Below are 22,614 nucleotides of genomic sequence, written 5' to 3' on the forward strand. Positions count from 1 at the left end.
CATAAAGTATTATTTTCATTAAATAATAGATTTTAAAATATGCTTCACGATAAAACCCTTCTGATTACTGGAGGTACCGGCTCCTTCGGGAATGCCGTTCTACACCGCTTTTTACATACCGACCATTTTAAGGAAATCCGTATTTTTTCTCGCGATGAGAAAAAACAGGATGATATGCGGAATAAACTTAAAAATGAAAAACTTAAATTCTATATCGGTGACGTTCGTGACTACAATAGTATCGAACACGCTACCAGAGGCGTAGACTACATTTTTCATGCAGCTGCATTAAAACAAGTACCCTCTTGTGAGTTTTTCCCTTTGGAAGCCACCAAAACCAATGTTTTCGGTACACAGAATACCATTGATGCTGCCGTAAAAAACGGCGTTAAAAAAATTATCTGCCTCAGTACCGACAAAGCTGCTTATCCAATCAATGCCATGGGTATTTCAAAAGCATTAATGGAAAAAGTAGCCATAGCTGCTTCAAGAAATATTCCTGATAATAAAACAACTGTGTGCCTCACACGCTACGGAAACGTGATGGGCTCGCGTGGGTCGGTTATTCCTTTATTCCTGAAACAAATTAAAGCAGGCGAAAACCTCACCATCACAGACCCCGCAATGACTCGTTTTCTGATGTCGCTTGAAGAAGCCGTTGAATTAGTACTCTTTGCTTTTGAACATGGGAATCAGGGAGACCTATTCGTAAATAAAGCTCCGGCAGGTACTATCGGCGACTTGGCTCAGGCTCTGAAAGAATTGGCCAATGCCGACAACCCCGTTAAAATTATTGGTACACGCCACGGTGAGAAACTCTACGAAACGCTTTGCACGCGTGAAGAAATGATAAAAGCCGAAGATATGGGCGAGTTTTACAGAATTCCGGCCGATAACAGAAACCTGAATTACAACCAGTATTTTTTTGAAGGAGAAACCGACATTGCCAAAATTGAAGACTACAACTCACATAATACACAACAGCAAGGTGTTGAAGGCATGAAACGCCTTTTATCAAAACTACCATTGGTAAAAAGAGAACTCTTCGGTGATTTAGACGCCGTAGAATATCCGGCTTAAGATGACAGACACAATCAACCTTATTGCAGGCGGAATCCACCATGACACCAGAGGTGCCATCGAGTTTGTAAACGAATTTGACATGGCTCAGGTGAAACGCTTCTATATAATAAAGCACAACGATGTTGAAACCTTACGTGGCTGGCGGGCTCATCGCATTGAACAACGCTGGTTTTATGTACTGAACGGGGGCTTTCGGGTACAACTGGTTAAAATCGATAACTGGAACTCTCCAAGTAGGAACCTGCCCTTAAAGGAGCAGATATTAACTGAAGCTACCAAAGAAGTATTACATATTCCGGCAGGCTATGCTACTTGCCTTAAAGCACTCGAAGAAGGGTCCAGACTTCTGGTATTTGCCGATTTTGGCATTGACCATGCAAATAATGATAATTATCTATATCCAACAGACTATTTTATACTTTAAATAAGCTATGTTAAAAGTAGGCATCACAGGGAAAGAAGGATTCATAGGCCAGCATTTATACAATACCTTAGGCTTGTATCCTGAAAAATTTGAGCGTGTCCCCTATCATATCGACTTTTTTCAGGATGACTCCAAACTGGAAAACTTCGTTAGCCAATGTGACGTAATTGTCCATCTGGCAGCTATGAACAGACACAACGACCCTGAAGTACTTTATAAAACCAATATTGAGTTAGTTTCAAAACTTATTAAGGCTCTAGAGAAAACCAATTCACAAGCGCACGTGCTGTTTTCGTCTTCATCGCAGGAAGAAAGAGATAACCTGTATGGCAGAAGCAAAAAAGAAGGCCGCCAGCTATTAAGCAATTGGGCCGAACGCTCGGGCGGTAAGTTTACGGGTTTGGTTATTCCCAACGTTTTCGGGCCATTTGGCCACCCAAATTATAATTCTTTTATTGCCACTTTTAGCCATAAACTCACCCACGGTGAGCAACCAACGGTTGAGGTGGATGGCTCGGTTAAGTTAATCTACGTAGGTGATTTAGTAAAAATTATCATTGAACAGATTGAAAACAAAGCCAGTAATTACCTGTTTCAGATTCCGCATACCGACGAGTACAAAGTAACTGAGGTATTAGCTTTACTCGAAGACTTTAAAGCAAAATACTTTAAGGCTGGTATAATACCTACGCTTAAATCACGCTTTGAGGTAAATCTGTTTAATACTTTTCGTTGCTACATGGATATTCCTCAACACTTCCCCGTGAAATATGTAAAGCATAGCGACAATAGAGGCAATTTTGTTGAGGTTATTCGTCTGGAAAGTGGCGGGCAGGTATCTTTCTCTACCACTGCCTGTGATATTACCCGTGGTAATCATTTTCATACACGCAAAATCGAACGCTTTTCGGTCATTAAAGGCGAAGCCCTTATTCAGTTAAGACGAATTGGCACCGACAAGGTACTTGATTTTTATTTGTCAGGCGAGGAACCTGCCTATGTAGATATGCCTATCTGGTATACGCACAATATCAAAAACATTGGCGATACAGAACTGTATACAGTTTTCTGGATTAATGAATTTTATAATCCTGAAGACCCCGATACCTATTTCGAAAATGTATAGTCTGAAAAAATATCTATCTATTTATATTTTATCTCAAAAAGGGCAAAAACGCTGGCTTGCTTTCTGGCAAATTAATATGGGGTACAAGCCAAAGTTTTTATCTCCATAAAACAATACGATTACATAAATGAAAAAACTGAAAGTAATGACCGTAGTTGGTACTCGGCCAGAAATCATCCGTTTATCCAGAGTAATGGCGGCATTAGACAACTCTGAAACCATCGACCATATTCTGGTTCATACCGGACAAAATTATGATTACGAATTAAATCAGATTTTCTTTGATGATTTAGGTATACGTAAACCAGACCACTTTCTGGATGCTGCTGGTAAAACCGCTACCGAGACTGTCGGTAATATTTTAATTAAAATCGATTCGCTACTGGAGGAAATAAAACCGGAAGCCTTTCTGGTTTTAGGAGACACAAACAGTTGTCTTTGCGCTATTCCTGCCAAAAAACGCCATATTCCTATTTTTCACATGGAAGCAGGTAACCGTTGTTTCGACCAACGCGTACCAGAAGAAACCAACAGAAAAATAGTTGACCATATATCAGACATTAACCTGACTTATAGCGACATAGCCCGTGAGTATTTGTTAAGAGAAGGGCTACCTGCCGATAGAATTATCAAGACAGGCTCGCCAATGTTCGAGGTTCTGAATCATTATTTACCAAGTATCCGGCAGTCAGATGTACTCACCCGCCTTAATCTGGAAGAAGGAAAATACTTTGTGGTATCGTCGCACCGCGAAGAGAACATCAATAGTGAGAAAAACTTTAAAGGCTTGATTGACAGCCTGAACCTGATAGCCGAAAAATTCGGGTATCCTATCATTGTAAGTACTCACCCACGCACACGCAACATGATTCAGGCCAAAGGCGTAGAGGTAAGACCAGAAGTACAGTTCTTAAAACCACTCGGTTTTAACGATTACAATGCCTTGCAAATGAAATCGTATGCCGTACTTTCAGACAGCGGTACTATTTCGGAAGAATCATCAATTCTGAATTTCCGTGCCTTAAACATCCGTGACGCGCACGAACGCCCCGAAGCAATGGAAGAAGCCTCGGTAATGATGGTGGGCATGAACTCAGAACGCATTTTACAGGGTCTAACCCAGTTGCAGTACCAGAAACTAGGCAGCGACCGTAATTTCAGACCCGTATCTGACTATTCAATGCCAAATGTTTCTGAAAAAGTAGTAAGAATCATTATTTCTTATGTAGATTATATCAAGCGTGTTGTCTGGAGCGAGAGATAATTATGAATATACTTTTTTTGACAATTGTTCGTATCAACACTATTTCCGAAAGAGGAATATACAATGATTTATTAAGAAAGTTCTGTCAAAAAGGTCATAATGTTTATGTAGTGACTCCAAATGAGCGACGATACGGACAAAAGACGAATCTAACCACCGAAAACAAAAGCCATATACTTAAAGTAAAAACACTTAACCTGCAAAAAACCAATCTTGTTGAAAAGGGTCTGGGAACACTCATGATTGAAAAACAATATATGTTGGCTATTAAAAAAAATTTTGGACATATAAAGTTTGACCTTGTTCTTTACTCTACACCACCCATTACTTTTACCAGCATTATTCGTTTCATAAAAAAAACCAATAGTGCTAAGTCATATTTATTGTTAAAAGATATTTTCCCACAAAATGCCGTAGATTTAGGTTTTTTCAAGAAAAATAGCTTGATATATAAATACTTTAAAAGGAAAGAGCAACAGTTATATCAGTTTTCAGACCATATTGGTTGTATGTCAGAGGCCAATGTTGAGTATATTAAAACTCATAATAAAACGGTGCCCGACCATAAGTTAGAAGTAAATCCTAATAGCATTGAGCCTGTAAACAAACCAGCACCCGATATAGCAAAAAAAGGTAGCATTAAAAAGAAATATAATATTTCGGCCGACGCAACTGTATTTTTATACGGTGGTAATCTGGGGAAACCACAGGGGATTGGCTTTTTACTGGACGTACTCAGAAAAAACATAAACAATAAACGTGTTTTTTTTCTAATTATTGGTAATGGTACTGAATACAGCAAACTAGCCGAATGGTTTGAACAAAATAATCCTGCCAATGCTATTCTGGAGAAAGAACTACCAAAGCAAGAATATGACGAGCTTATTTTGATTGGTGATGTAGGATTAATCTTTCTAGATCCCCGGTTTACTATTCCCAATTTCCCATCAAGACTTTTGTCTTATCTGGAAAACAGGATGCCTGTAATTGCGGCTACTGATGTCCATACTGACCTAGGCCCGATACTTGAAACCAACCATATAGGCAAATGGAGTAAAAGCGGAGATATACAAAAAATGCAAGAATGTATAGATTTCTTCTGTGATTCGGCGACCAGAAACAATTATGGTGAAAGGGGGTACAGCTATATGCTTTCGCATTTCCATGTTAATAAATCCTATGAAATTATTATGAGCCACTTCAAAAATGTATAGTAATTTTTTCAAACGTTTTCTCGATTTCATAATCGCTTTTATAGGCTTTGTAGTATTGCTTCCGGTATTTATAATAATTACCGCTTTATTAACTTTTTTTAATCAGGGAAAGCCTTTCTTCCTACAGGAACGCCCCGGTAAGAACGAACGTATCTTCAAGGTAATTAAGTTTAAAACCATGAATGATAAGCGTGATAAGCAAGGAAGCCTACTATCAGATGCTGAACGCTTAACGAGTGTAGGTAAATTTGTGAGGAAAACATCGTTAGACGAGATACCGCAATTAATTAACGTAATAAAGGGAGATATGAGCCTGATAGGCCCCAGACCTTTACTGGTCGAGTATTTACCTCTTTACGATAATATTCAAAAGAGACGCCATGAGGTACGCCCGGGTATTACCGGCTGGGCGCAAATAAACGGGCGAAATGCCATAGCTTGGAAACAAAAACTTGAATATGATGTCTGGTATATCGACAACATATCTTTAGCATTAGATATAAAGATAATTTTATTAACTATAAAAAAGGTTTTAAAATCTGAAGGTATCTCGTCGGCCACATCAGTTACAATGGAAAAATTTAACGGTCATAACTAATGCTATTATACGGAGCAAGCGGGCATGCAAAAGTCATTTGTAGCTGTCTGGAAGCTAATGGCCAGATAGTTAACGGATTATTTGACGATAACCCTGACTTATTAACATTAGACGGATATCCAGTTCTGGGAAAGTATAAGCCAGAACTTTATTCAGATAATCCTCTTATCATCTCTATTGGTAATAATAACATACGAAAACGTATAAGCGAATCCATTTCTCATCAAATTGGTAGTGTTATACACCCGTCAGTTGTACTAGACAGCCGAGTAAGTGTTGGAGAAGGTACAGTAATTTTTCATGGGGCTATTATTCAACGTGGTTCAAAAATAGGTAGGCATGTAATTATTAACACAGGTGCGACCATTGACCACGATTGCATACTAGAAGATTTTGCACATATTTCTCCAAATGCCACTCTTTGTGGCAATGTAAGTGTAGGCGAAGGCACACATATAGGTGCAGGAGCAGTAATCATTCAAGGAATCCGTATAGGAAAAGGAGCTATTATTGGAGCAGGTTCAGTCGTAATAAGAGATATCCCCGATCATTCAACTTTTGTTGGGAATCCCGCAAAAAAAATAAAATAAAAAACTATGAACGAAAAAAAAATATGGCTTTCATCACCACACATGGGTAGCCAGGAGTTTGAATTTGTAAAGGAAGCTTTCGACACAAACTGGATAGCTCCGCTCGGCCCCAATGTAGATGGTTTTGAACAAGACATTTGCAACTACACAGGTGCGCCATATACTGCCGCTTTAAGCTCAGGTACTGCTGCTATTCATTTAGCTCTGATACTGCTAAATGTACAGGCAGGAGACGAAGTACTTTGCTCAAGTTTCACGTTTTCGGCTACCTGTAATCCTATTGTGTATCAGGGAGCAACACCAGTGTTTATTGATTCGGAAGAAAAAACCTGGAATATGAACCCCGATGTGCTGGAAGCCGCCATTAAAGATCGGCTTTTAAAAGGAAAAAAGCCTAAAGCTATTATACTGGTACATCTTTACGGGATGCCTGCTCAATTGGATAAAATAATAACTATTGCTAATAATTATGACATTCCGCTTATTGAAGACGCTGCAGAAGCCTTAGGCTCAACCTATCGGGGAAAAAGTTTGGGGGTATTTGGTAAATTCGGTATATATTCATTTAATGGCAATAAAATTATTACTACTTCAGGCGGAGGGGCATTGGTTTCGGCTGAAAAAGCCTTAATTGACAGAACGCGCTTTCTGGCCACTCAGGCAAGAGATGCCGCTCCGCACTATCAGCATTCGGCAATTGGATATAATTACCGAATGAGTAATATATCGGCAGGTATCGGCAGAGGGCAAATGATGGTTCTGGATAAACGCATAAAACAAAGAAGAGCAAATTATCATCATTATGTAACTTCCTTAGAAAACAACACAAATGTTAGTTTTCTGCCGGAACCTTCGGCCGACTACTTCTCAAACAGATGGCTTAGCTGTATTCTTTTAAAAAATTATCACGAACGCGAAAGAATAAGACTTGCCCTTGAAAAAAGAAATATAGAGTCACGTCCGTTATGGAAACCTATGCACCTCCAGCCAATTTTTCAAGAAGCTCCCTTCTATGGTACTGACGTATCCGAAACACTATTTGAACGCGGTTTGTGTTTACCTTCAGGCTCAAATCTAGAAGAAACTGATTTGCAAAAAGTCACAGATATTTTAAAAGAACACTTAACCATTTAATAAAATATATAATTTTCTTTTGAATTTACAGTATAGTTGTTATACTTTTATATCGCAAAATAAGAAATTATAAAATTCTAGATAAGAAATGAAAAACAATGTACGTTTAATGGCAATTACTCTTGGGTTGGGAATGAGTATATCTGCCTTTGCACAAAAAGACAACGTGGGTATTGGTACTACTAAGCCTGACCAATCTGCGATTCTAGATCTTAACTCTTCATCAAAGGGTTTATTGATGCCCCGCATGAGTCTACAACAACGTAATGCTATTCAAAGCCCTGCAAAAGGTCTGATTGTTTATCAAACAGATTTTCTTTCAGGATTCTATTTTTATGATGGCAATGACTGGAAGCCACTGACTAATACCAAAGACAATGCTATTGCTGGTGACCCTAACGACTGGTCGTTAAATGGTAACTCTAACGCTACTAGCGACAGTTTCATAGGAACACCCATTGGAACTTCAACAGATATTCCAATTAACTTTAAATTAGGTGGTGTTACTGCAGGTAAAATCTCAAATACATCTAACTTCTTTCTTGGTTACCAAGCAGGTAATACTGGAGGGGGCACTGGTACTACTAATTTAGGTGTTGGCTATATGACCCTTAAGTCTTTAACTACTGGTTCTGCTAATACAGCGATTGGTTATTCAGCAATATCAAAAACAACCACTGGCCAGTTCAACTTGGCTATTGGTGGTTCTTCATTAACAGCAAATACAACTGGTACTGGTAACGTAGGTTTAGGTCACGCTACTTTATTTACCAATACTACTGGTGGAAATAACATTGCAATTGGTAAAGATGCCTTATATAACAGCAATGGTACAGGTAATACTGCTATTGGTGCTTCTTCACTGGTACTACTAACAGGTGGAAATAATAATACAGCTCTTGGTTATCAAGCTGGTTTGAATACTACAGGCAGTGGTAATATATTCCTAGGATACCAGTCTGGTCAGCTTGAAACAACTTCAAATAAGCTTTATATTGCTAACTCTAATACTGCTAACCCGCTAATTAAAGGAGAGTTTGACAATAAAAACCTTAAAATTAACTTAGGTGCTACAAAATCAACTACTGTTGGTTTCTTGGCAGTTGGTAACTTCGATGCATCATTTGCCATGCCAACTAACAATGCCTATCGTTTAATTGTACAGGATGGTATCATTACTGAAAAAGTAAAAGTTGCTTTAAAAGGTACTGCTGATTGGGCTGACTACGTTTTTGAGCCATCTTACCAACTATTACCACTTGAAAAAGTTGAGTCTTTCGTAAAAGAAAACAAACACTTACCAAACGTTCCTTCTGCGGAAGAAATGTCAAAAAATGGTTTAGATGTAACTCAGACAAGTGCTAAATTAATGGAGAAAATTGAAGAGCTAACTCTTTATATGATTGAAATGAATAAAGAAATCAAGGCTCTAAAAGCTGAAAATGCTAACCTGAAAAAAGAAATTGAAAAGAAATAATCAGGCCTGATAATATTAACTAAAAGAACCTTTGGTTAAGTGAGCCAAAGGTTCTTTTAGTAAGCTAAAACTATATATATAAAATTTATTCGCATCATTTTGCCGATTAATAAATTTATTCTGCCATCTCATCTCAAAAACTTGCTGCTAAATAAAGAGTGTTTATATTTGTTTTAAATTTAGCCATCCATAAAACACAACAGCTATCATGGCCGATTTTTTACGCAGATACACTGAAAAGTTCGCCTCCAAATGGCTGATACTTTTTGTTGATTTACTTATTTGCTCCATTACGTTTACTCTTGCCGTATTCGTCCACTTTAACTTTGAATTAACATACGTTGAACCATATCTTTTCAAGTATCATCTCCTGTTTATTCTTTCAGTAAGAGCTACTTTTTTTATAACTTTTAAATCTTATGAAGGCATTGTAAGGCACACCAGCATGGAAGATGCCACACTGTTGTTTAAAGTAATAACCATCAGTAGCGTTTTTATTTTTTTACTTTCTAATCTTGGTTGCTATCATCATATAAAATATGTGTGTATTCCTTCCAGAATCACTATTATAAGTTATTTTATTACCCTTTTTGCATTAATTTTTAGCCGTTTTCTGGTAAAAGGTCTATACGATTCATTCTTCAGAAATATAAAATCTGCAAACTCTGTAATTATTTATGGCGCAGGTTATATGGGTCTAATTACCAAAAACAGCCTTATAAACGATAAAGTGAAAACCTACAAAGTTTTATGCTTTATTGATGATAACCCGCAAAAAATTCACAAAACAGTAGAAGGTATAAGAGTCTTATCACGCGATGAAGCTATCAATAAATATATTATTAACGCCAATAAGGAAGATGACGTTGAGGTTATCTTTGCCATACAGAATATAAGCCCTTTATCGAAAGCTAAAATTGCTGAATACTTTCTTTCAAAAGGTATTATTCTGAAATCGATTCCACCTGTTAATAAATGGATAAAAGGAGAGCTTACTACCAAGCAAATTCAGAGAATTGAAATTAATGATTTGTTGGAAAGAGACCCTATTTCCATTAATAATCGCCTTGTTGAACGTTTTATTAATAACAAGAAAATTCTGGTAACGGGCGCAGCAGGCTCAATCGGAAGTGAGCTGGTAAGACAATTAATAAAATTCTCACCAAACAAAATTATTCTGATTGATCAGGCCGAGTCGGCGTTATACGATCTAGAGAGTGAGCTATTGCGTACATCTGCATCAGGGAAAAACACCCTACCTAATATAAGAGTTGAAGTATACGATGTAACCAATGAAAAGTTGATGGAAAATCTTTTTCAAGAAGAACTCCCTCAAATAATTTTTCATGCCGCAGCTTATAAACATGTGCCTTTAATGGAAAAAAATCCTTATCAGGCTGTGAAAGTAAATGTTTTAGGAACCAAAATTGTAGCTAATCTGGCATCGAAATACGGAATTGAAAAGTTTGTAATGATTTCGACCGACAAAGCAGTAAACCCTACAAACGTAATGGGTGCTTCTAAGAGACTGGCCGAAATGTATGTACAAGGACTTGATAGCCACCATGACAACAGCACAAGGTTTATTATTACGCGCTTCGGTAATGTTTTAGGCTCAAATGGCTCTGTTATACCGTTATTTAAAAAACAGATAGAGAGTGGTGGGCCTATTACAGTAACACACCCTAATATTATCAGATATTTCATGACTATTCCTGAAGCCTGCCAGTTAGTGCTGGAAGCAGGAACAATGGGTAAAGGGGGTGAAGTATACGTATTTGATATGGGGAATCCTGTGAAGATTGTCGATTTAGCCAAGAAAATGATACTACTTTCCGGCTTGGAACTGGACAAAGATATTTCTATTAAATTTACTGGTCTGAGACCCGGCGAGAAACTATATGAAGAATTGCTGACTAGCAATGAAAACACCCAACCTACGCATCATCATAAAATAATGATTGCAAGGGTTGTGCCTGAAGACTATGATTTACTCAATTTAGCAATCAAACACATGGAAGTAAATCTGAACAAAATGGATAGCAACGGAATTGTTTCAGAACTAAAAAAATTAATTCCAGAATATATAAGTAACAATTCTATTTATGAAGAACTAGACTTGGAAAACGAACTAGAAGGTTTTCTGAACCCCTAAGTAAGCCCCCAAAGTAGTTTGCAGCACCTTGCCTTCATCGAAAGAGATATTCGATACTAAAGAAAACTTAGGAAGATTGTATTTGATTCTGGAAAGAAAAGAAAATTGCATGGCATCGAAAGGTACTACAAATGAGCCGAGATTATGGGAATAAACTAATTTTGTAGCAAATTCTACATTTTTAGTTTTTCCTTCCAAGGCAATCAGAAATGCCTGAACCCTGTTATTAATTATATAATTAGGCGAGAATTTCTCCAGATTTCTTTTAATAAGACGGCTATCTATTACATTTCTCTGCAAAAAAAATGGTGTTCCTATTACTACCCCCTTATATGTCCAGCTATCGGCATATACTTCATTATTAAAATAATTGTCTTGCCCCCTTAATTGTGGAATGGTGTTTTCACTTCCGGTAGCCCCGCCTTGGCTTCTTGTGTCAAGATATTCAAAGCAAATACCTGTTATACCATCTTTTACTGCTTTTCGTTTTACAGACACACCAAACAGGCCATCAGTAATATTATTCATATAATACAACGAGCCATCATCGTAAATACTTTGGCGGTATATTAAAAGGTTGAACTTTTTAAAATTTATTTCAGTAGCAATATCAATTGTACCCAAATGGTTCCCTGCCCTGTTCATGGCTTCGTTACCCGGGTTCAGAATTTGAGAACCATCATCGGTTACATTCAGACTCACCCCCGATACCACTTTTAAATAAGTAGAAAAATCTGAAAGAAAATGAGAAATAACCATACCGGTTGTTAAATCCGTGTAAGGCTTAACAGGCTTACCTCCCCATTGCACCTGATGATTAAACCCAGCCATTATTTTAACCTTCCAATTTGGCCTTCCAATACGGGCATATAGGTATTTTTGATGCAGGTAAAAGTTTTCTACCAAGCCATTATCAAACCAGCCGTGGCTATAAGCCCCTTTAATTGACAAAAGCCCTTTGCCAAGAATAGACGTAAAATTAGGAATTGAAATCTGAATTTTAGGGATTGGAAGAGCATTTCCCGACCATATATATGACCCCGAAGTAAGTGTCGAATCTACTATACCTACAACCTCTCTTCTACGGCCCGCATAAAACTCAAAAGCACCATAACGGACTTTGAAATACCCTTCGGGTAAAAGTACCTGATTGGTTTTACCAGCATTTACTACTGCATTTATACCATACCCAATCCCGAATTTATTTAAAAGTTTCTGTTTGTTATATGTCGAATCATATTCTTTGTAGAGACCTGCTTTTACACTAAAAATGGGATTGTCTAAAGGCACTGTTCCATACTGGTTTGAACGAATCAGGAATGGTGTCTGGCCTGAGTTTGACAGGTATGCTCCACCCTCAACCCTATACTTTATATCTTTGAATACACCTTGCCCAAAAGTACAAGAGACCGCACAAACTAGTAGAAGGGTTGTTTTATAGAGAAACTGCATAGACAGGTGGCGTTTTTGTGCAAATTACTACCATTTTTTAAGAATAAAAAAACTAATGCCTATATTATTGCCATAGAGATTACCGGAGTCGAAACCTATATTAGCTTTTGATTCAATATTGTATTTGGCAAAAGGTATACCCAAAGAAAACTGGCTCGAAAACTGGCTCAACCTGCTGGCTCTAGGCAAATAAAAAATACCGGTACTCGAGGTGAAAGAAGATTTCAGAAGATAATTATATTTTCCTATTTTTCCGGTAGCGGCTGCATAATAAGCCTGCACAAAATTATCGATAGTAAAAATCTGGCTATCGCTTGCCTGCACATCTTTTGTTAAATCCTGATTTGCTATAATAAGTGGTGTACCAATACCATTGTTCTGATAGCTCCAGCCTTCCGAATATTGCCCATGATTCAGATAATTTTGTACCTCTCCGTAATGAGTTTCTTTTTTACCCAGCCATTTTGCAAATTGTGTAAGTTCGCCTGCCTGCCGACGGGTATCCAGATACCCAAAATTAATTTTACTGATATACCGCTTATTCTTCAAATCAAGGCTTAACGAATAATTACCATCCATCGACAAAATTACCTCAGGCATTTGCCCATCTTCATAAGGGCTTTGGCGATAAAAGTAAATATCAGCAAATTTTGTCTTGATACTGAAACCAATATCAATACTACCTAAGTGATTACCAAATCTGTTCAGGGTTTCATATTGGGTATACTCTTTACTGGCGGGTATTTTCCAGTACACAGGTACCACTACATTAAGGAAAACAAAAGGGTCGGCAGAAAAGAAGCCGTTTTTAGTGAGAATATCATTATTTTTAAAGCTTTCTGAGTATCCACCCCATTGAACCTGATGGTTTATGCCACCATAAAAATTAAACATCCATGAATCCCGACCTATTTTGCCATATAGCCATTTCTGATGTAAATAATAGCCTTCGGTGTAAGGTTGTTTTCCAAACCAGCCATGACTAAAAGCACCTTTAATGGAAATCAGGCCTTTACCCAAAATAGAAACATAGTTAGGAATAGCCAACTGAATTTTAGGAATAGGCAGGGCATTACCTGACCATATATAAGAGCCTGCGCTTAGCGTTGTATCTATTAACCCTATTATTTCTTTTCGTCGGCCTGCGTAGAATTCAAACGCACCATAACGCATTTTGAGGTAGGCTTCCGGCAATAAGAATTGTGCTTGCTTGCCCATATTAATTACAGCCTGGGCACCATAGCCTATATCAAACATTTTTTTTCTTCCCTGAGCCGTCATGGTTGAATCGTAATCTTTATACGCTGCCCCTTGCAAGGTTAGGAAAGGGCCGTTTAGCGGAACAAGCCCATATTGATTAGCGCGCAGCCAGAAAGGTGTTTTGTCAGACACATAGGCACCAGCACCAACCTGATACCTAATGCCAGATAATATACTCTGAGCATAGGCACTAAAGCCAATACCGCCAGAACATACTATGAAGATAGTAATGTGGAGAATTTTTATCATAAAAGATTGTGTTAGCGCATTAACAAGAACTTACCAGTTTTGTTGACTTCTGTACCATCTGTTAATTTAGCATAAATCTTATAGGTGTAGGTATCTACGGGTGCGTTGCTACCCTGAAAGTTACCATCCCATGTTTTCAGAGGGTCATCAGAAGTAAATACCGGATTTCCCCATCTGTTATATATTTGCAGTTCAAAATTAGCAATACGTCTGAAAGTTCCTTTTACTTCCAGATTATCATTAAAATTATCGTTATTAGGTGTGAAAATATCAGGAAGTAATATTTTTATGCTTAACGGAATCACATAAATATTTGAGTAGCTCTCGTTTTTATCAGGAGCAATAATTTTTATTCTGTATCTGGCTTCTTCTTGAAACTTACTCAAGTCTGGCGAGTAGTTTAACTGTGTACCTGACAGGGATACTTCCCTTGACGGAGCACCTGTATTTTCGTCAAGGCTTTCAACTTCATACACTTGCACACCTGTATCGGCAAAGGGCGAAGGGGCCGTCCAGACTAATTCATTTTTATTACCTTCAGTAAGTAAAACTGTACAAAATGGAGGAGATAAAGCCGAAGTACTCCCGCATTCGTCAAGGTAAGCAATTTTATAACAGTTCGATTGCTGAGAATTATCAACGCCTGTATCGGTAATTGTACTTATTGTAGGACTGGTTTTTACTTCGGTAAACGCAGTGCCGTTATTTCTGTAAAGAATGAACTTGTCTTTTTTTAGTTGCCACGAACTATTATCAGTAAAGGTTATTTCAGAAGCATTTGCGGCATTTACACTTACGAGGGCATCAGTAATGGCTGGCGGATGAAAATCCTCTCTATCGAGGCACATTTGTTTTGAAATGCTAGTACCTGAAAACTTGTAGTAGTACATTTGCCCCGAAGTCTCGGTCTTGATTCGGTAACAATATTTATTTCTACAATTGACATTATCTACGTATACCCCTCCAGAAATGACCTTTTCGGCAGCCGGTACGTCGTCCTCTTCTTTCATGAGTTTAGTGGTACTATTCATGAACAAACCATAGTTAGGGCTGGCAGTCTCGTGCGACATCTCTTTGGGGTATTCTTCCCATATAATTTTCTGTGAGTAACTATCAGAGGGTTGTACGTCTGACAATATAACTGTACATATCTCGGCCGACTCCTCGTATCCGCAAGTATTGTTTCTGGTTAAATAAAAACAATATGATTTAGTGGTATCTGGTATCGGAATGGAAATATCGCCCGGTAACACATTTCTTTTGGTAGGAACCTTACTGTAAGGCGTACCACGCTCGGTCATGAAGAGGTTGTAACCAGCAGGGTCATAGCTTCCGTTAATGGTTAAAATGGCTTCGTCGGCTTCTTTTAAAATTACCTGTTTAATATTAGGGGCATTTGGCGTATCATAACCCGTAAAACCAGGCACGCGAGGGTCACGATAAGGAATTGTTTTGGAAGAACTACTCTGGCAACTACTTGCCGTTGCAAAAACCCCATTAACTGTAATGGTTCGTGGTGTAGTTAAGCCTTTGGTTTTTTTGTAGGGCAATTGCGTTGGATTTACTTTTTCAAGCGCACTGCCATCGCCCCAGTCAATGGTATAATAATCAAAGTTATTAGCCGGAACATTCGAAATAGCTATTTCTATCTGGTTATTGTTGCAGTCGCTGTAACTAAAAACGGGTTCGGTGTTTTTTCTGACAGTGGCAACCCTACAAAAGTACATATCCTTGCCGTTTTTCTTACCGTATTGAAGAATGAGGTATTCGCCGGCAGCCAGAAAAGGCCATTCGGTGTCAGTAGTTGCAGGAATAGAAGGCAAGCGCGAAGCCGCCTCTCCTTTGTAGCCATAAATATACTTTACATCGGTTACTCCTGAGGTATTTTTTATTTTTACCTTCTCGCCAATACATACTGCTGAGGGTCCATCAAAGTCAAAACCACCCTTTTCAACCCCAGCTGTTAAGTCACAAACACCTTGCGAAAAGACAGATATTGAAATAAAAAAAAGTAGAATTATTTTCAAGAATTTTCTCATTGAATAGTACAAGAATTAACCAAGAACAACCCACAAAGTTGCTAATTAATAACGTATTTTTGGAACAATAATTCTGTTTTTCTACTGTTTTTTATTTAGTGGTCAATTATTTTCTGGTGTGTGCATTTGAGTATTTTTATACCAGTTTCAGGGTTTCAAAAGGTTTACCAAGTATTGTTTTTTCGGACACTCCGAGCCAATCCTGTAATAAAGAGGCATAAATTTGCCGAAAATCGACCGAAAACTTCAAATCACCCTCGTCTAAATCTGTCAGATTCGGGGCTTCGTTCAGCACTTTCGGGCGTTTCAGGTTACCGCCTATCAGAAAAACGTTATTGGCTGTTCCGTGGTCAGTTCCTGCGCTGGCATTCTGCTTTACCCTACGGCCAAACTCCGAAAAAGTCATTACCACAACCTCGTTCATTTTGTTATTCTTTTTCAAATCATCTACAAATACGTTTATCGAATCGGCGTAGTTTTTTAACAGTCTTTCCTGCTGGTTTACCTGATTAAAATGTGTATCAAAACCTGAAATACTCACATAGTATACGTTTGTAGGCATTTCAGAGATTATCAGTTCGGCAATAGTTTTTAGTCTCTGCCCCAGTTCACCCGCCGGATACTGGCTCTGGCTTTTGTAGGTCTTCGATTTGGCATGTAAGAACTCGGCCGACGACGACGTTTCGGCTAATGTCTTATACATATATGCCAGATTTTCGTTCTGAGCAGGCGGTGTAACCGCTGAAATCTTCTTGACAAATTCGCGGCTTACCTGTTTATATAGTTTTTCGGGGTCTTTTACGGCTAAAGCCTTTACTTTTTCGCCTTTCATCGAAAGGCTCAGGGTATCGTCTATTTCCAAAGCACGATAAGGCACGCATTCGCCTTGGCAGTTGGCATCAAGATAACGCCCTATCCAGCCAGTTTTCAGGTACTCGGTCGACTCGCTCGCTGTTTGCCAGATATCCATCGAACGGAAATGCGAGCGGTCGGGGTTAGGGTACCCCACATTATTGATAATACTCACGAGGCCATCGTCGTATAAGCGACGCAGCCCGTCGAGAGCCGGATTCAAACCTAACTCATCGTTGAGTTTCAGCACTTTATCAGGAGCAATGCTAATAGTCGGGCGTGCCTGATAATAAAGGTCATTTCTGTACGGAACTACGGTATTAAGCCCATCGTTGCCACCCGATAGCTGTACTATTACTAGTTTTTTATCAGTAAACTGGCCGAAGCCCGCGGTTTCACGTTCGTAGGCTTTTAAAAAATTGGGTACAAGCATACCCCCAACAGTTGCCAAAGCCGATTGTTTAATAAATTCTCTGCGTGATGCCATAATCGTAAGTATTAATTGGGCGGTAATATAAAATCTATCAACAAAGCTGATATTCGGGTAGCATCAATAAAGCTCCCGTTAGTTTTTTAACTGTTTCGGGCTTATCGGTTTCTTTTAGCTGATTTCTGAGGCCCTGTATTACCTCTTGTTGCACCGGAAGTTGCAAAAGAAAGTTACTTAGCTCTGTTACTAGTTGTTGTTCGTTATCAGAGAAACCGGCCGCAAATTTATTCCAGTCAATAATTGCCTTGAAGCTCCGTTTCTGGGTTTGGTATTCCGTGTTAATGTCGCCATCACTTTTGGCGGCAATTTCTGGCGTTTTATCTGTAAAAATCAGGGCAGGCAACTGCATTCGGAACAACAGACTTGAGCTATCTATCCAGTTTTTATCGCCTGGCCATCCTGCTACGTTAGGCGGGTATAAAAGCACCTGCCCCAGAACCCGCTGCACAAACAAGCTGGTTTGGTCTTCGGCAAAGTCAAGATTTAAAGTTCGTTTTATACCTACCAGCAATTCAATAGGCGATTTTATGTGTGTGCCTATATTGCGCGGGTCGTAAAACCAATCAGAAGTATAAATATGCTCGAGCAAATGGCTTATGTCATAATCTGTTTGATAGAATTTCTTTGCCAGAAAAGCTATTTTTTCCTGATGCCACACATCATTTGTATTTTCATTGACAAAATTCTGATAGATTTTTGTGGTAATAAACAGAGCCGTTTGCTTGTTTTCCAGAATCATCCGAATGACATCTTCGCCTTTGAAATAGCCACTTTTACCAAAAATTGTTTTTTCTCCTTCATCATGTTGCCGTTCCCTGAAAACAAAGTTTCCGTGCAAATCAAAATCCCAACCTGTAAAAGCCCTAGCTACTTCTTTAATATCTTTTTCTGTATAAAAGCCCCGCCCCAATGTAAATAACTCCATTAGCTCACGGGCAAAATTCTCGTTGGGGTTTCGTTTTCGGTTTTGCTTATTATTTAAAAACTGTAACATTGAAGGCTCTTTGGAAACGGCCAGCAACAAATCGCCGAACTTACCGAGCGCGTACTTTCTCAGGGTATTTACATAGCTTTGCGAAAAGGCGGCATTGATACTACGGGAAACCAGATGTCCATGCCAGAAAAAGGCCATTTTTTCGCGCAATGCGCCAGCATCTTTGCTCATTTTATCGAGCCATGCAGTATTGAGTCTGGCTTGTTCTTCGCGCCGTTCTTTTTGTAAATCTTTCAGTTTGTTGCGGTCAAAGGCTGTGCCGTTTTCTTGTTTCTCGATACGCATTTCGCGTAATTTCCTGAAATCGCCAGCTAAATCAGCCGCTTCTACTACATCAATCGGCACAAATGTTTCCGATGCCTCACGCATCTTCCTGAACAATTGTCTGGCGTTGTGTTTTTCATGTTCTTTTACAAGGGCAATAGGTTCGCCAAAACCGGCTCGCCAGCATAAATGCTGGATATGCTTTTGTAACATGGCATCTAATTTTAAAGTACAGTAGCTTAGATGTCTGAAACCTCGTTAGGGTTTAACGGTAACTTACTTGTTGCCAGAGATTTAATCTGTGGGGGTTTCGGGGCAAGTTAGCTGCTACAATTTGCTAAATCTCTGTAATCAATTATTTCTATGGGCTAAAAATCCTTATCTTTGCAAACTATTTCGGGAATGGCTCCGAATGCCACCCGCATCCGCTTATCATTATGAATTACAAAGAGTATAAATCGATTAACTACGCAGCGATTGCCGACGAGATTCTTCAGTTCTGGAAAGAGAATAAAATATTCGAGCAATCAGTCGAAGTAAGAGAGGGTTCTCCTACTTTTACTTTCTATGAAGGACCACCCTCGGCTAATGGTACTCCGGGGATTCATCACGTAATGGCTCGTACGATTAAAGATATTTTCTGTCGTTATAAAACCCTTCGTGGCTATCAGGTTAAACGTAAAGGGGGCTGGGATACCCACGGCCTACCCGTTGAATTACAGGTTGAAAAGGAGCTAGGTATTACCAAAGAAGATATTGGTGTTAAGATTTCGGTAGAAGATTATAACCAGAAGTGTCGTGAAACAGTTATGCGCTTTACCGACCAATGGAATGACCTGACCGAGAAAATGGGTTACTGGGTAGACCTTGACGACCCTTATATTACTTATAAAAACGAGTATATCGAGAGTATCTGGTTCTTGCTGAAAGAATTTTACAACAAAGGCTTACTCTATAAAGGCTATACTATTCAGCCTTATTCGCCGGCTGCCGGAACAGGGCTTTCGTCGCATGAACTGAATATGCCCGGAACCTACAAAGAAGTGAAGGATACTTCACTAACAGCCCAGTTTAAGGTGAAGGAGTCAGAAAAATCGGCGTTTTTATTTAAGGCCGCCCAAACTGACGGCGTATATATATTGGCTTGGACAACCACCCCGTGGACATTGCCGGCTAACTCTGCGCTTACGGTAGGTAAAAACATTGATTACGTACTGGTTAAAACTTTTAACCCTTATACTTACCTGCCTGTAAATGTGGTGTTGGCGAAGGTTCTGGTAAACAAGTATTTTTCAGAAAAAGGACACGACGGTGATTTTGAAGGCTTTGAGACGTCAGACAAAAAAATAATTCCGTGGAGCATCCTGACCGAGTTTAAAGGTGCTGAACTCGAAGGTATCGAATACGAACAACTCCTACCTTATGTACAGCCCGAAGTAGCGGCTTTCAGGGTAATTATCGGAGATTTTGTTACGACCGAAGATGGCACAGGGGTTGTGCATACATCACCAACTTTTGGTGCCGACGACTTCCGTGTGGCTCAGCAAAACGGTATCCCGCCCATCATGGTAAAAGATGAAACAGGCAAAGATGTACCAATTGTTGATAAACGCGGCCGCTTTGTTAAAGAAATTACAGACTTTGCGCTAGAATATGTAAAAGAGGCTTACCTGACCGAGCAAGAAAAAGAAACAGAACGCCTGAAACAAGGGCGTGATAAATACCTGTCGGTTGATGAGCGCATCGGTATCAAGCTGAAAACCGAAAATAAGGCTTTTAATGTACAGAAATTCGACCACCCGTACCCGCATTGCTGGCGTACAGATAAACCTGTTTTGTATTATCCGCTGGATAGCTGGTTTATTCGTACTACGGCCATGAAAGACCGCCTCGTGGCCTTGAACAAAACCATTAACTGGCAACCCGAAAGCACAGGCACCGGACGTTTTGGCAACTGGCTTGAAAACGCCGTTGACTGGAACTTGTCGCGTAGCCGTTACTGGGGTACTCCACTACCTATCTGGAGAAGCGAAGATGGAGAAGAAGTTTGTATAGGGTCGTTGGAAGAACTGAAAAACGGTATTCTGCACGCCCAGAAAGACGATGCACTTAGTGCTGAACAAAAACAAAAAAATGACTATTTCCTTACGCTTTTAGCAGAAAACAAGGAAGATTTACACCGCCCGTTTGTAGATGAGGTATACCTGGTTTCGACGAGTGGGAAGGTAATGCAACGCGAGTCTGACCTGATAGACGTATGGTTCGATTCGGGAGCCATGCCTTTTGCACAATGGCATTATCCGTTCGAGAATAAAGATATTTTTGATAATAGCTATCCGGCCGACTTCATTTCGGAAGGGGTAGACCAAACCCGTGGGTGGTTCTTTACACTACATGCCATTTCGGGTATGTTGTACGATTCCATCGCTTTCAAAAACGTGGTTTCTACGGGGCTTGTGCTTGATAAAAACGGCAACAAGATGTCGAAACGTTTGGGCAATGCCATTAACCCGTTCGAGACCTTAAGCCAATATGGAGCCGACCCTACCCGCTGGTATATGATTACCAACGCCGAGCCGTGGGATAACCTCAAGTTTAACCTTGATGGCATTACAGAAGTGCAACGTAAGTTTTTTGGTACACTCACCAATACGTATAATTTCTTTGCCTTATATGCCAACCTCGACAACTTCAAGGTTACGGAGGCAGGGCGTGTGCCTTATGACCGCCTGCCTGAAATGGACCGCTGGATTTTATCGAAACTGAACACTTTGGTAAAAGAGGTTGCCGAACAATACGAAACCTATAACCCAACGAAGGCGGGTCGTCTGGTTCAGGATTTTGTTTGCGACCAGTTATCGAACTGGTATGTGCGCTTGTGCCGCCGCCGTTTCTGGCAAGGCGAAATCACAGAAAACAAAAAGGCTGCTTACGAAACACTTCATCAATGCTTGGTGGTGGTGTCGCAGTTGATGTCACCGATTGCCCCTTTCTACGGTGAGTGGCTATACAGAAACATGACTAACTCGGTACGTGACGAAGCCAAAGAAAATAACTCTGCGCTTCGTTATGAGTCGGTACACTTTACAGACTGGACAACCTACAACGAAAACTGGGTTGATGCTACGTTGGAAGAGTCGATGGATTTGGCACAGAGAATTTCTTCGCTAGTACACTCGTTGCGTAAAATACATAAAATTAAAGTACGCCAACCGCTGCAAAGAATCCTGATTCCGGTACTTTCTGAAAGCACCCGCGAGAAAATTCGCCATGTAGAAGAAATCATCAAGTCAGAAGTAAATATCAAAGCAGTTGAATATCTTGACGATGATTCGGGCATTTTGAAGAAAAAAGTTAAGCCTAATTTCAAGGTTCTGGGGCCAAAATACGGCAAAGACATGAAAGAAGTAGGAAACTTTATTAATGGGCTTTCGGTCGAGCAATTAAAAGAACTGGAAAAGAACGGCGAAATTGCCACAAATTCTGCGCTAGCTACGTTTATTTCTCTAAAACTGGAAGATGTAGAAATCCTGACCGAAGACGTACCCGGCTGGTTAGTGGCTAGTGAAGCAGGTATTACGGTAGCTCTTGACATGAGCATCTCGGAAGAGTTGCGTCAGGAAGGTATTGCCCGTGATTTTGTTAACCGGATTCAGAATTTCAGAAAAGACAATGGCTTTGATGTAACCGACAAAATTAATATTACGCTGCAAAACAACGACGAGACACTTGTAAAAGCTATTCAGGCCAATAAGGAATATATTTGCCAAGAGGTACAAGCTCTTTCGCTTACTATTGTAGCGGAATCGCCAGAAGGTGCCGCGCAAATAGAGATGGATGAGTTTATGCTTGTAGTAAAAGTTGACGTTGCTAAATAAAAGTTTTCAATCATAAAAAATAGGCTGTCTCAAAAAGGCAGCCTATTTTTATATTAAGTGTAGCCTACGCC

16 protein-coding genes are annotated in these 22,614 nt (G+C 39.5%); 11 read left to right on the top strand and 5 right to left on the bottom strand.

The window, feature by feature from the left end; translation table 11 throughout:
- Nucleotides 1-39 precede the first annotated feature (39 nt).
- The 10 genes from WAA15_RS07165 (at nucleotide 40) to WAA15_RS07210 (ending at nucleotide 11,065) form a co-directional block, all read left to right on the top strand.
- Entirely contained in the window at nucleotides 40-1,080 is a 1,041-nt protein-coding gene (locus WAA15_RS07165) for a polysaccharide biosynthesis protein (protein ID WP_337042029.1), read from the top strand.
- A 1-nt stretch (nucleotide 1,081) separates the two neighbouring features.
- Nucleotides 1,082-1,507, top strand: a complete 426-nt coding sequence (locus WAA15_RS07170) for a WxcM-like domain-containing protein (protein WP_337042030.1) — start codon at nucleotides 1,082-1,084, stop codon at nucleotides 1,505-1,507.
- 7 nt (nucleotides 1,508-1,514) lie between these two features.
- Complete coding sequence (locus WAA15_RS07175) at nucleotides 1,515-2,633, top strand: polysaccharide biosynthesis C-terminal domain-containing protein (RefSeq protein WP_337042031.1); 1,119 nt, start codon at nucleotides 1,515-1,517, stop codon at nucleotides 2,631-2,633.
- A 127-nt stretch (nucleotides 2,634-2,760) separates the two neighbouring features.
- Nucleotides 2,761-3,897: a non-hydrolyzing UDP-N-acetylglucosamine 2-epimerase gene (wecB, locus tag WAA15_RS07180; RefSeq protein ID WP_337042032.1), complete on the top strand. Its 1,137-nt coding sequence runs from the start codon at nucleotides 2,761-2,763 to the stop codon at nucleotides 3,895-3,897.
- Nucleotides 3,898-3,899: 2 nt separating this feature from the next.
- Nucleotides 3,900-5,111 (top strand): glycosyltransferase family 4 protein, encoded by a 1,212-nt coding sequence (locus tag WAA15_RS07185; protein ID WP_337042033.1) that lies wholly within the window; start codon nucleotides 3,900-3,902, stop codon nucleotides 5,109-5,111.
- Entirely contained in the window at nucleotides 5,104-5,709 is a 606-nt protein-coding gene (locus WAA15_RS07190) for a sugar transferase (protein ID WP_337042034.1), read from the top strand. Before WAA15_RS07185 ends, WAA15_RS07190 begins: the two co-directional genes overlap by 8 nt.
- The gene (locus WAA15_RS07195; RefSeq protein WP_337042035.1) at nucleotides 5,709-6,299 is read left to right on the top strand and encodes an acetyltransferase; all 591 of its coding nucleotides are present in this window, start codon (nucleotides 5,709-5,711) and stop codon (nucleotides 6,297-6,299) included. Before WAA15_RS07190 ends, WAA15_RS07195 begins: the two co-directional genes overlap by 1 nt.
- A gap of 6 nt (nucleotides 6,300-6,305) precedes the next feature.
- On the top strand, nucleotides 6,306-7,433 hold the full coding sequence (locus WAA15_RS07200; protein WP_337042036.1) for a DegT/DnrJ/EryC1/StrS family aminotransferase: 1,128 nt from the start codon (nucleotides 6,306-6,308) through the stop codon (nucleotides 7,431-7,433).
- Nucleotides 7,434-7,521: 88 nt separating this feature from the next.
- On the top strand, nucleotides 7,522-8,910 hold the full coding sequence (locus WAA15_RS07205) for a hypothetical protein (protein WP_337042037.1): 1,389 nt from the start codon (nucleotides 7,522-7,524) through the stop codon (nucleotides 8,908-8,910).
- 208 nt (nucleotides 8,911-9,118) lie between these two features.
- Nucleotides 9,119-11,065: a polysaccharide biosynthesis protein gene (locus WAA15_RS07210; RefSeq protein WP_337042038.1), complete on the top strand. Its 1,947-nt coding sequence runs from the start codon at nucleotides 9,119-9,121 to the stop codon at nucleotides 11,063-11,065.
- Here WAA15_RS07210 and WAA15_RS07215 read toward each other — a convergent pair.
- The 5 genes from WAA15_RS07215 to WAA15_RS07235 form a co-directional block, all read right to left on the bottom strand.
- Nucleotides 11,042-12,517 carry a capsule assembly Wzi family protein gene (locus tag WAA15_RS07215; RefSeq protein ID WP_337042039.1) on the bottom strand — a complete coding sequence of 492 codons (1,476 nt, stop codon included), beginning with the start codon at nucleotides 12,515-12,517 and terminating at the stop codon, nucleotides 11,042-11,044. The genes WAA15_RS07210 and WAA15_RS07215 overlap by 24 nt on opposite strands.
- 27 nt (nucleotides 12,518-12,544) lie before the next feature.
- On the bottom strand, nucleotides 12,545-14,026 hold the full coding sequence (locus WAA15_RS07220; protein ID WP_337042040.1) for a capsule assembly Wzi family protein: 1,482 nt from the start codon (nucleotides 14,024-14,026) through the stop codon (nucleotides 12,545-12,547).
- 11 nt (nucleotides 14,027-14,037) lie between these two features.
- On the bottom strand, nucleotides 14,038-16,065 hold the full coding sequence (locus tag WAA15_RS07225) for a gliding motility-associated C-terminal domain-containing protein (protein ID WP_337042041.1): 2,028 nt from the start codon (nucleotides 16,063-16,065) through the stop codon (nucleotides 14,038-14,040).
- Between the two features lie 136 nt (nucleotides 16,066-16,201).
- Nucleotides 16,202-17,404, bottom strand: coding sequence for a DUF1501 domain-containing protein (locus WAA15_RS07230; protein WP_337042042.1), 1,203 nt, complete (start codon nucleotides 17,402-17,404; stop codon nucleotides 16,202-16,204).
- 37 nt (nucleotides 17,405-17,441) lie between these two features.
- Entirely contained in the window at nucleotides 17,442-18,878 is a 1,437-nt protein-coding gene (locus tag WAA15_RS07235; RefSeq protein WP_337042043.1) for a DUF1800 domain-containing protein, read from the bottom strand.
- Nucleotides 18,879-19,102: 224 nt separating this feature from the next.
- Here WAA15_RS07235 and ileS point away from each other — a divergent pair, with 224 nt between their 5' ends.
- Nucleotides 19,103-22,543, top strand: a complete 3,441-nt coding sequence (gene ileS, locus WAA15_RS07240; RefSeq protein ID WP_337042044.1) for an isoleucine--tRNA ligase — start codon at nucleotides 19,103-19,105, stop codon at nucleotides 22,541-22,543.
- Nucleotides 22,544-22,614: the final 71 nt, after the last annotated feature.

Source organism: Emticicia sp. 17c (assembly GCF_037153985.1).
Classification (GTDB): Bacteria; Bacteroidota; Bacteroidia; order Cytophagales; family Spirosomataceae; genus Emticicia.

Bases quoted from the DNA above. Each gene is read 5' to 3' on its own strand.
- ileS (WP_337042044.1), top strand. From the start codon at position 19,103: ATGAATTACAAAGAGTATAAATCGATTAACTACGCAGCGATTGCCGAC.
- WAA15_RS07205 (WP_337042037.1), top strand. From the start codon at position 7,522: ATGAAAAACAATGTACGTTTAATGGCAATTACTCTTGGGTTGGGAATG.
- WAA15_RS07200 (WP_337042036.1), top strand. From the start codon at position 6,306: ATGAACGAAAAAAAAATATGGCTTTCATCACCACACATGGGTAGCCAG.
- WAA15_RS07215 (WP_337042039.1), bottom strand. From the start codon at position 12,517: ATGCAGTTTCTCTATAAAACAACCCTTCTACTAGTTTGTGCGGTCTCT.
- WAA15_RS07225 (WP_337042041.1), bottom strand. From the start codon at position 16,065: ATGAGAAAATTCTTGAAAATAATTCTACTTTTTTTTATTTCAATATCT.
- WAA15_RS07195 (WP_337042035.1), top strand. From the start codon at position 5,709: ATGCTATTATACGGAGCAAGCGGGCATGCAAAAGTCATTTGTAGCTGT.
- WAA15_RS07210 (WP_337042038.1), top strand. From the start codon at position 9,119: ATGGCCGATTTTTTACGCAGATACACTGAAAAGTTCGCCTCCAAATGG.
- WAA15_RS07235 (WP_337042043.1), bottom strand. From the start codon at position 18,878: ATGTTACAAAAGCATATCCAGCATTTATGCTGGCGAGCCGGTTTTGGC.
- WAA15_RS07165 (WP_337042029.1), top strand. From the start codon at position 40: ATGCTTCACGATAAAACCCTTCTGATTACTGGAGGTACCGGCTCCTTC.
- WAA15_RS07175 (WP_337042031.1), top strand. From the start codon at position 1,515: ATGTTAAAAGTAGGCATCACAGGGAAAGAAGGATTCATAGGCCAGCAT.
- WAA15_RS07185 (WP_337042033.1), top strand. From the start codon at position 3,900: ATGAATATACTTTTTTTGACAATTGTTCGTATCAACACTATTTCCGAA.
- WAA15_RS07220 (WP_337042040.1), bottom strand. From the start codon at position 14,026: ATGATAAAAATTCTCCACATTACTATCTTCATAGTATGTTCTGGCGGT.
- wecB (WP_337042032.1), top strand. From the start codon at position 2,761: ATGAAAAAACTGAAAGTAATGACCGTAGTTGGTACTCGGCCAGAAATC.
- WAA15_RS07230 (WP_337042042.1), bottom strand. From the start codon at position 17,404: ATGGCATCACGCAGAGAATTTATTAAACAATCGGCTTTGGCAACTGTT.
- WAA15_RS07190 (WP_337042034.1), top strand. From the start codon at position 5,104: ATGTATAGTAATTTTTTCAAACGTTTTCTCGATTTCATAATCGCTTTT.
- WAA15_RS07170 (WP_337042030.1), top strand. From the start codon at position 1,082: ATGACAGACACAATCAACCTTATTGCAGGCGGAATCCACCATGACACC.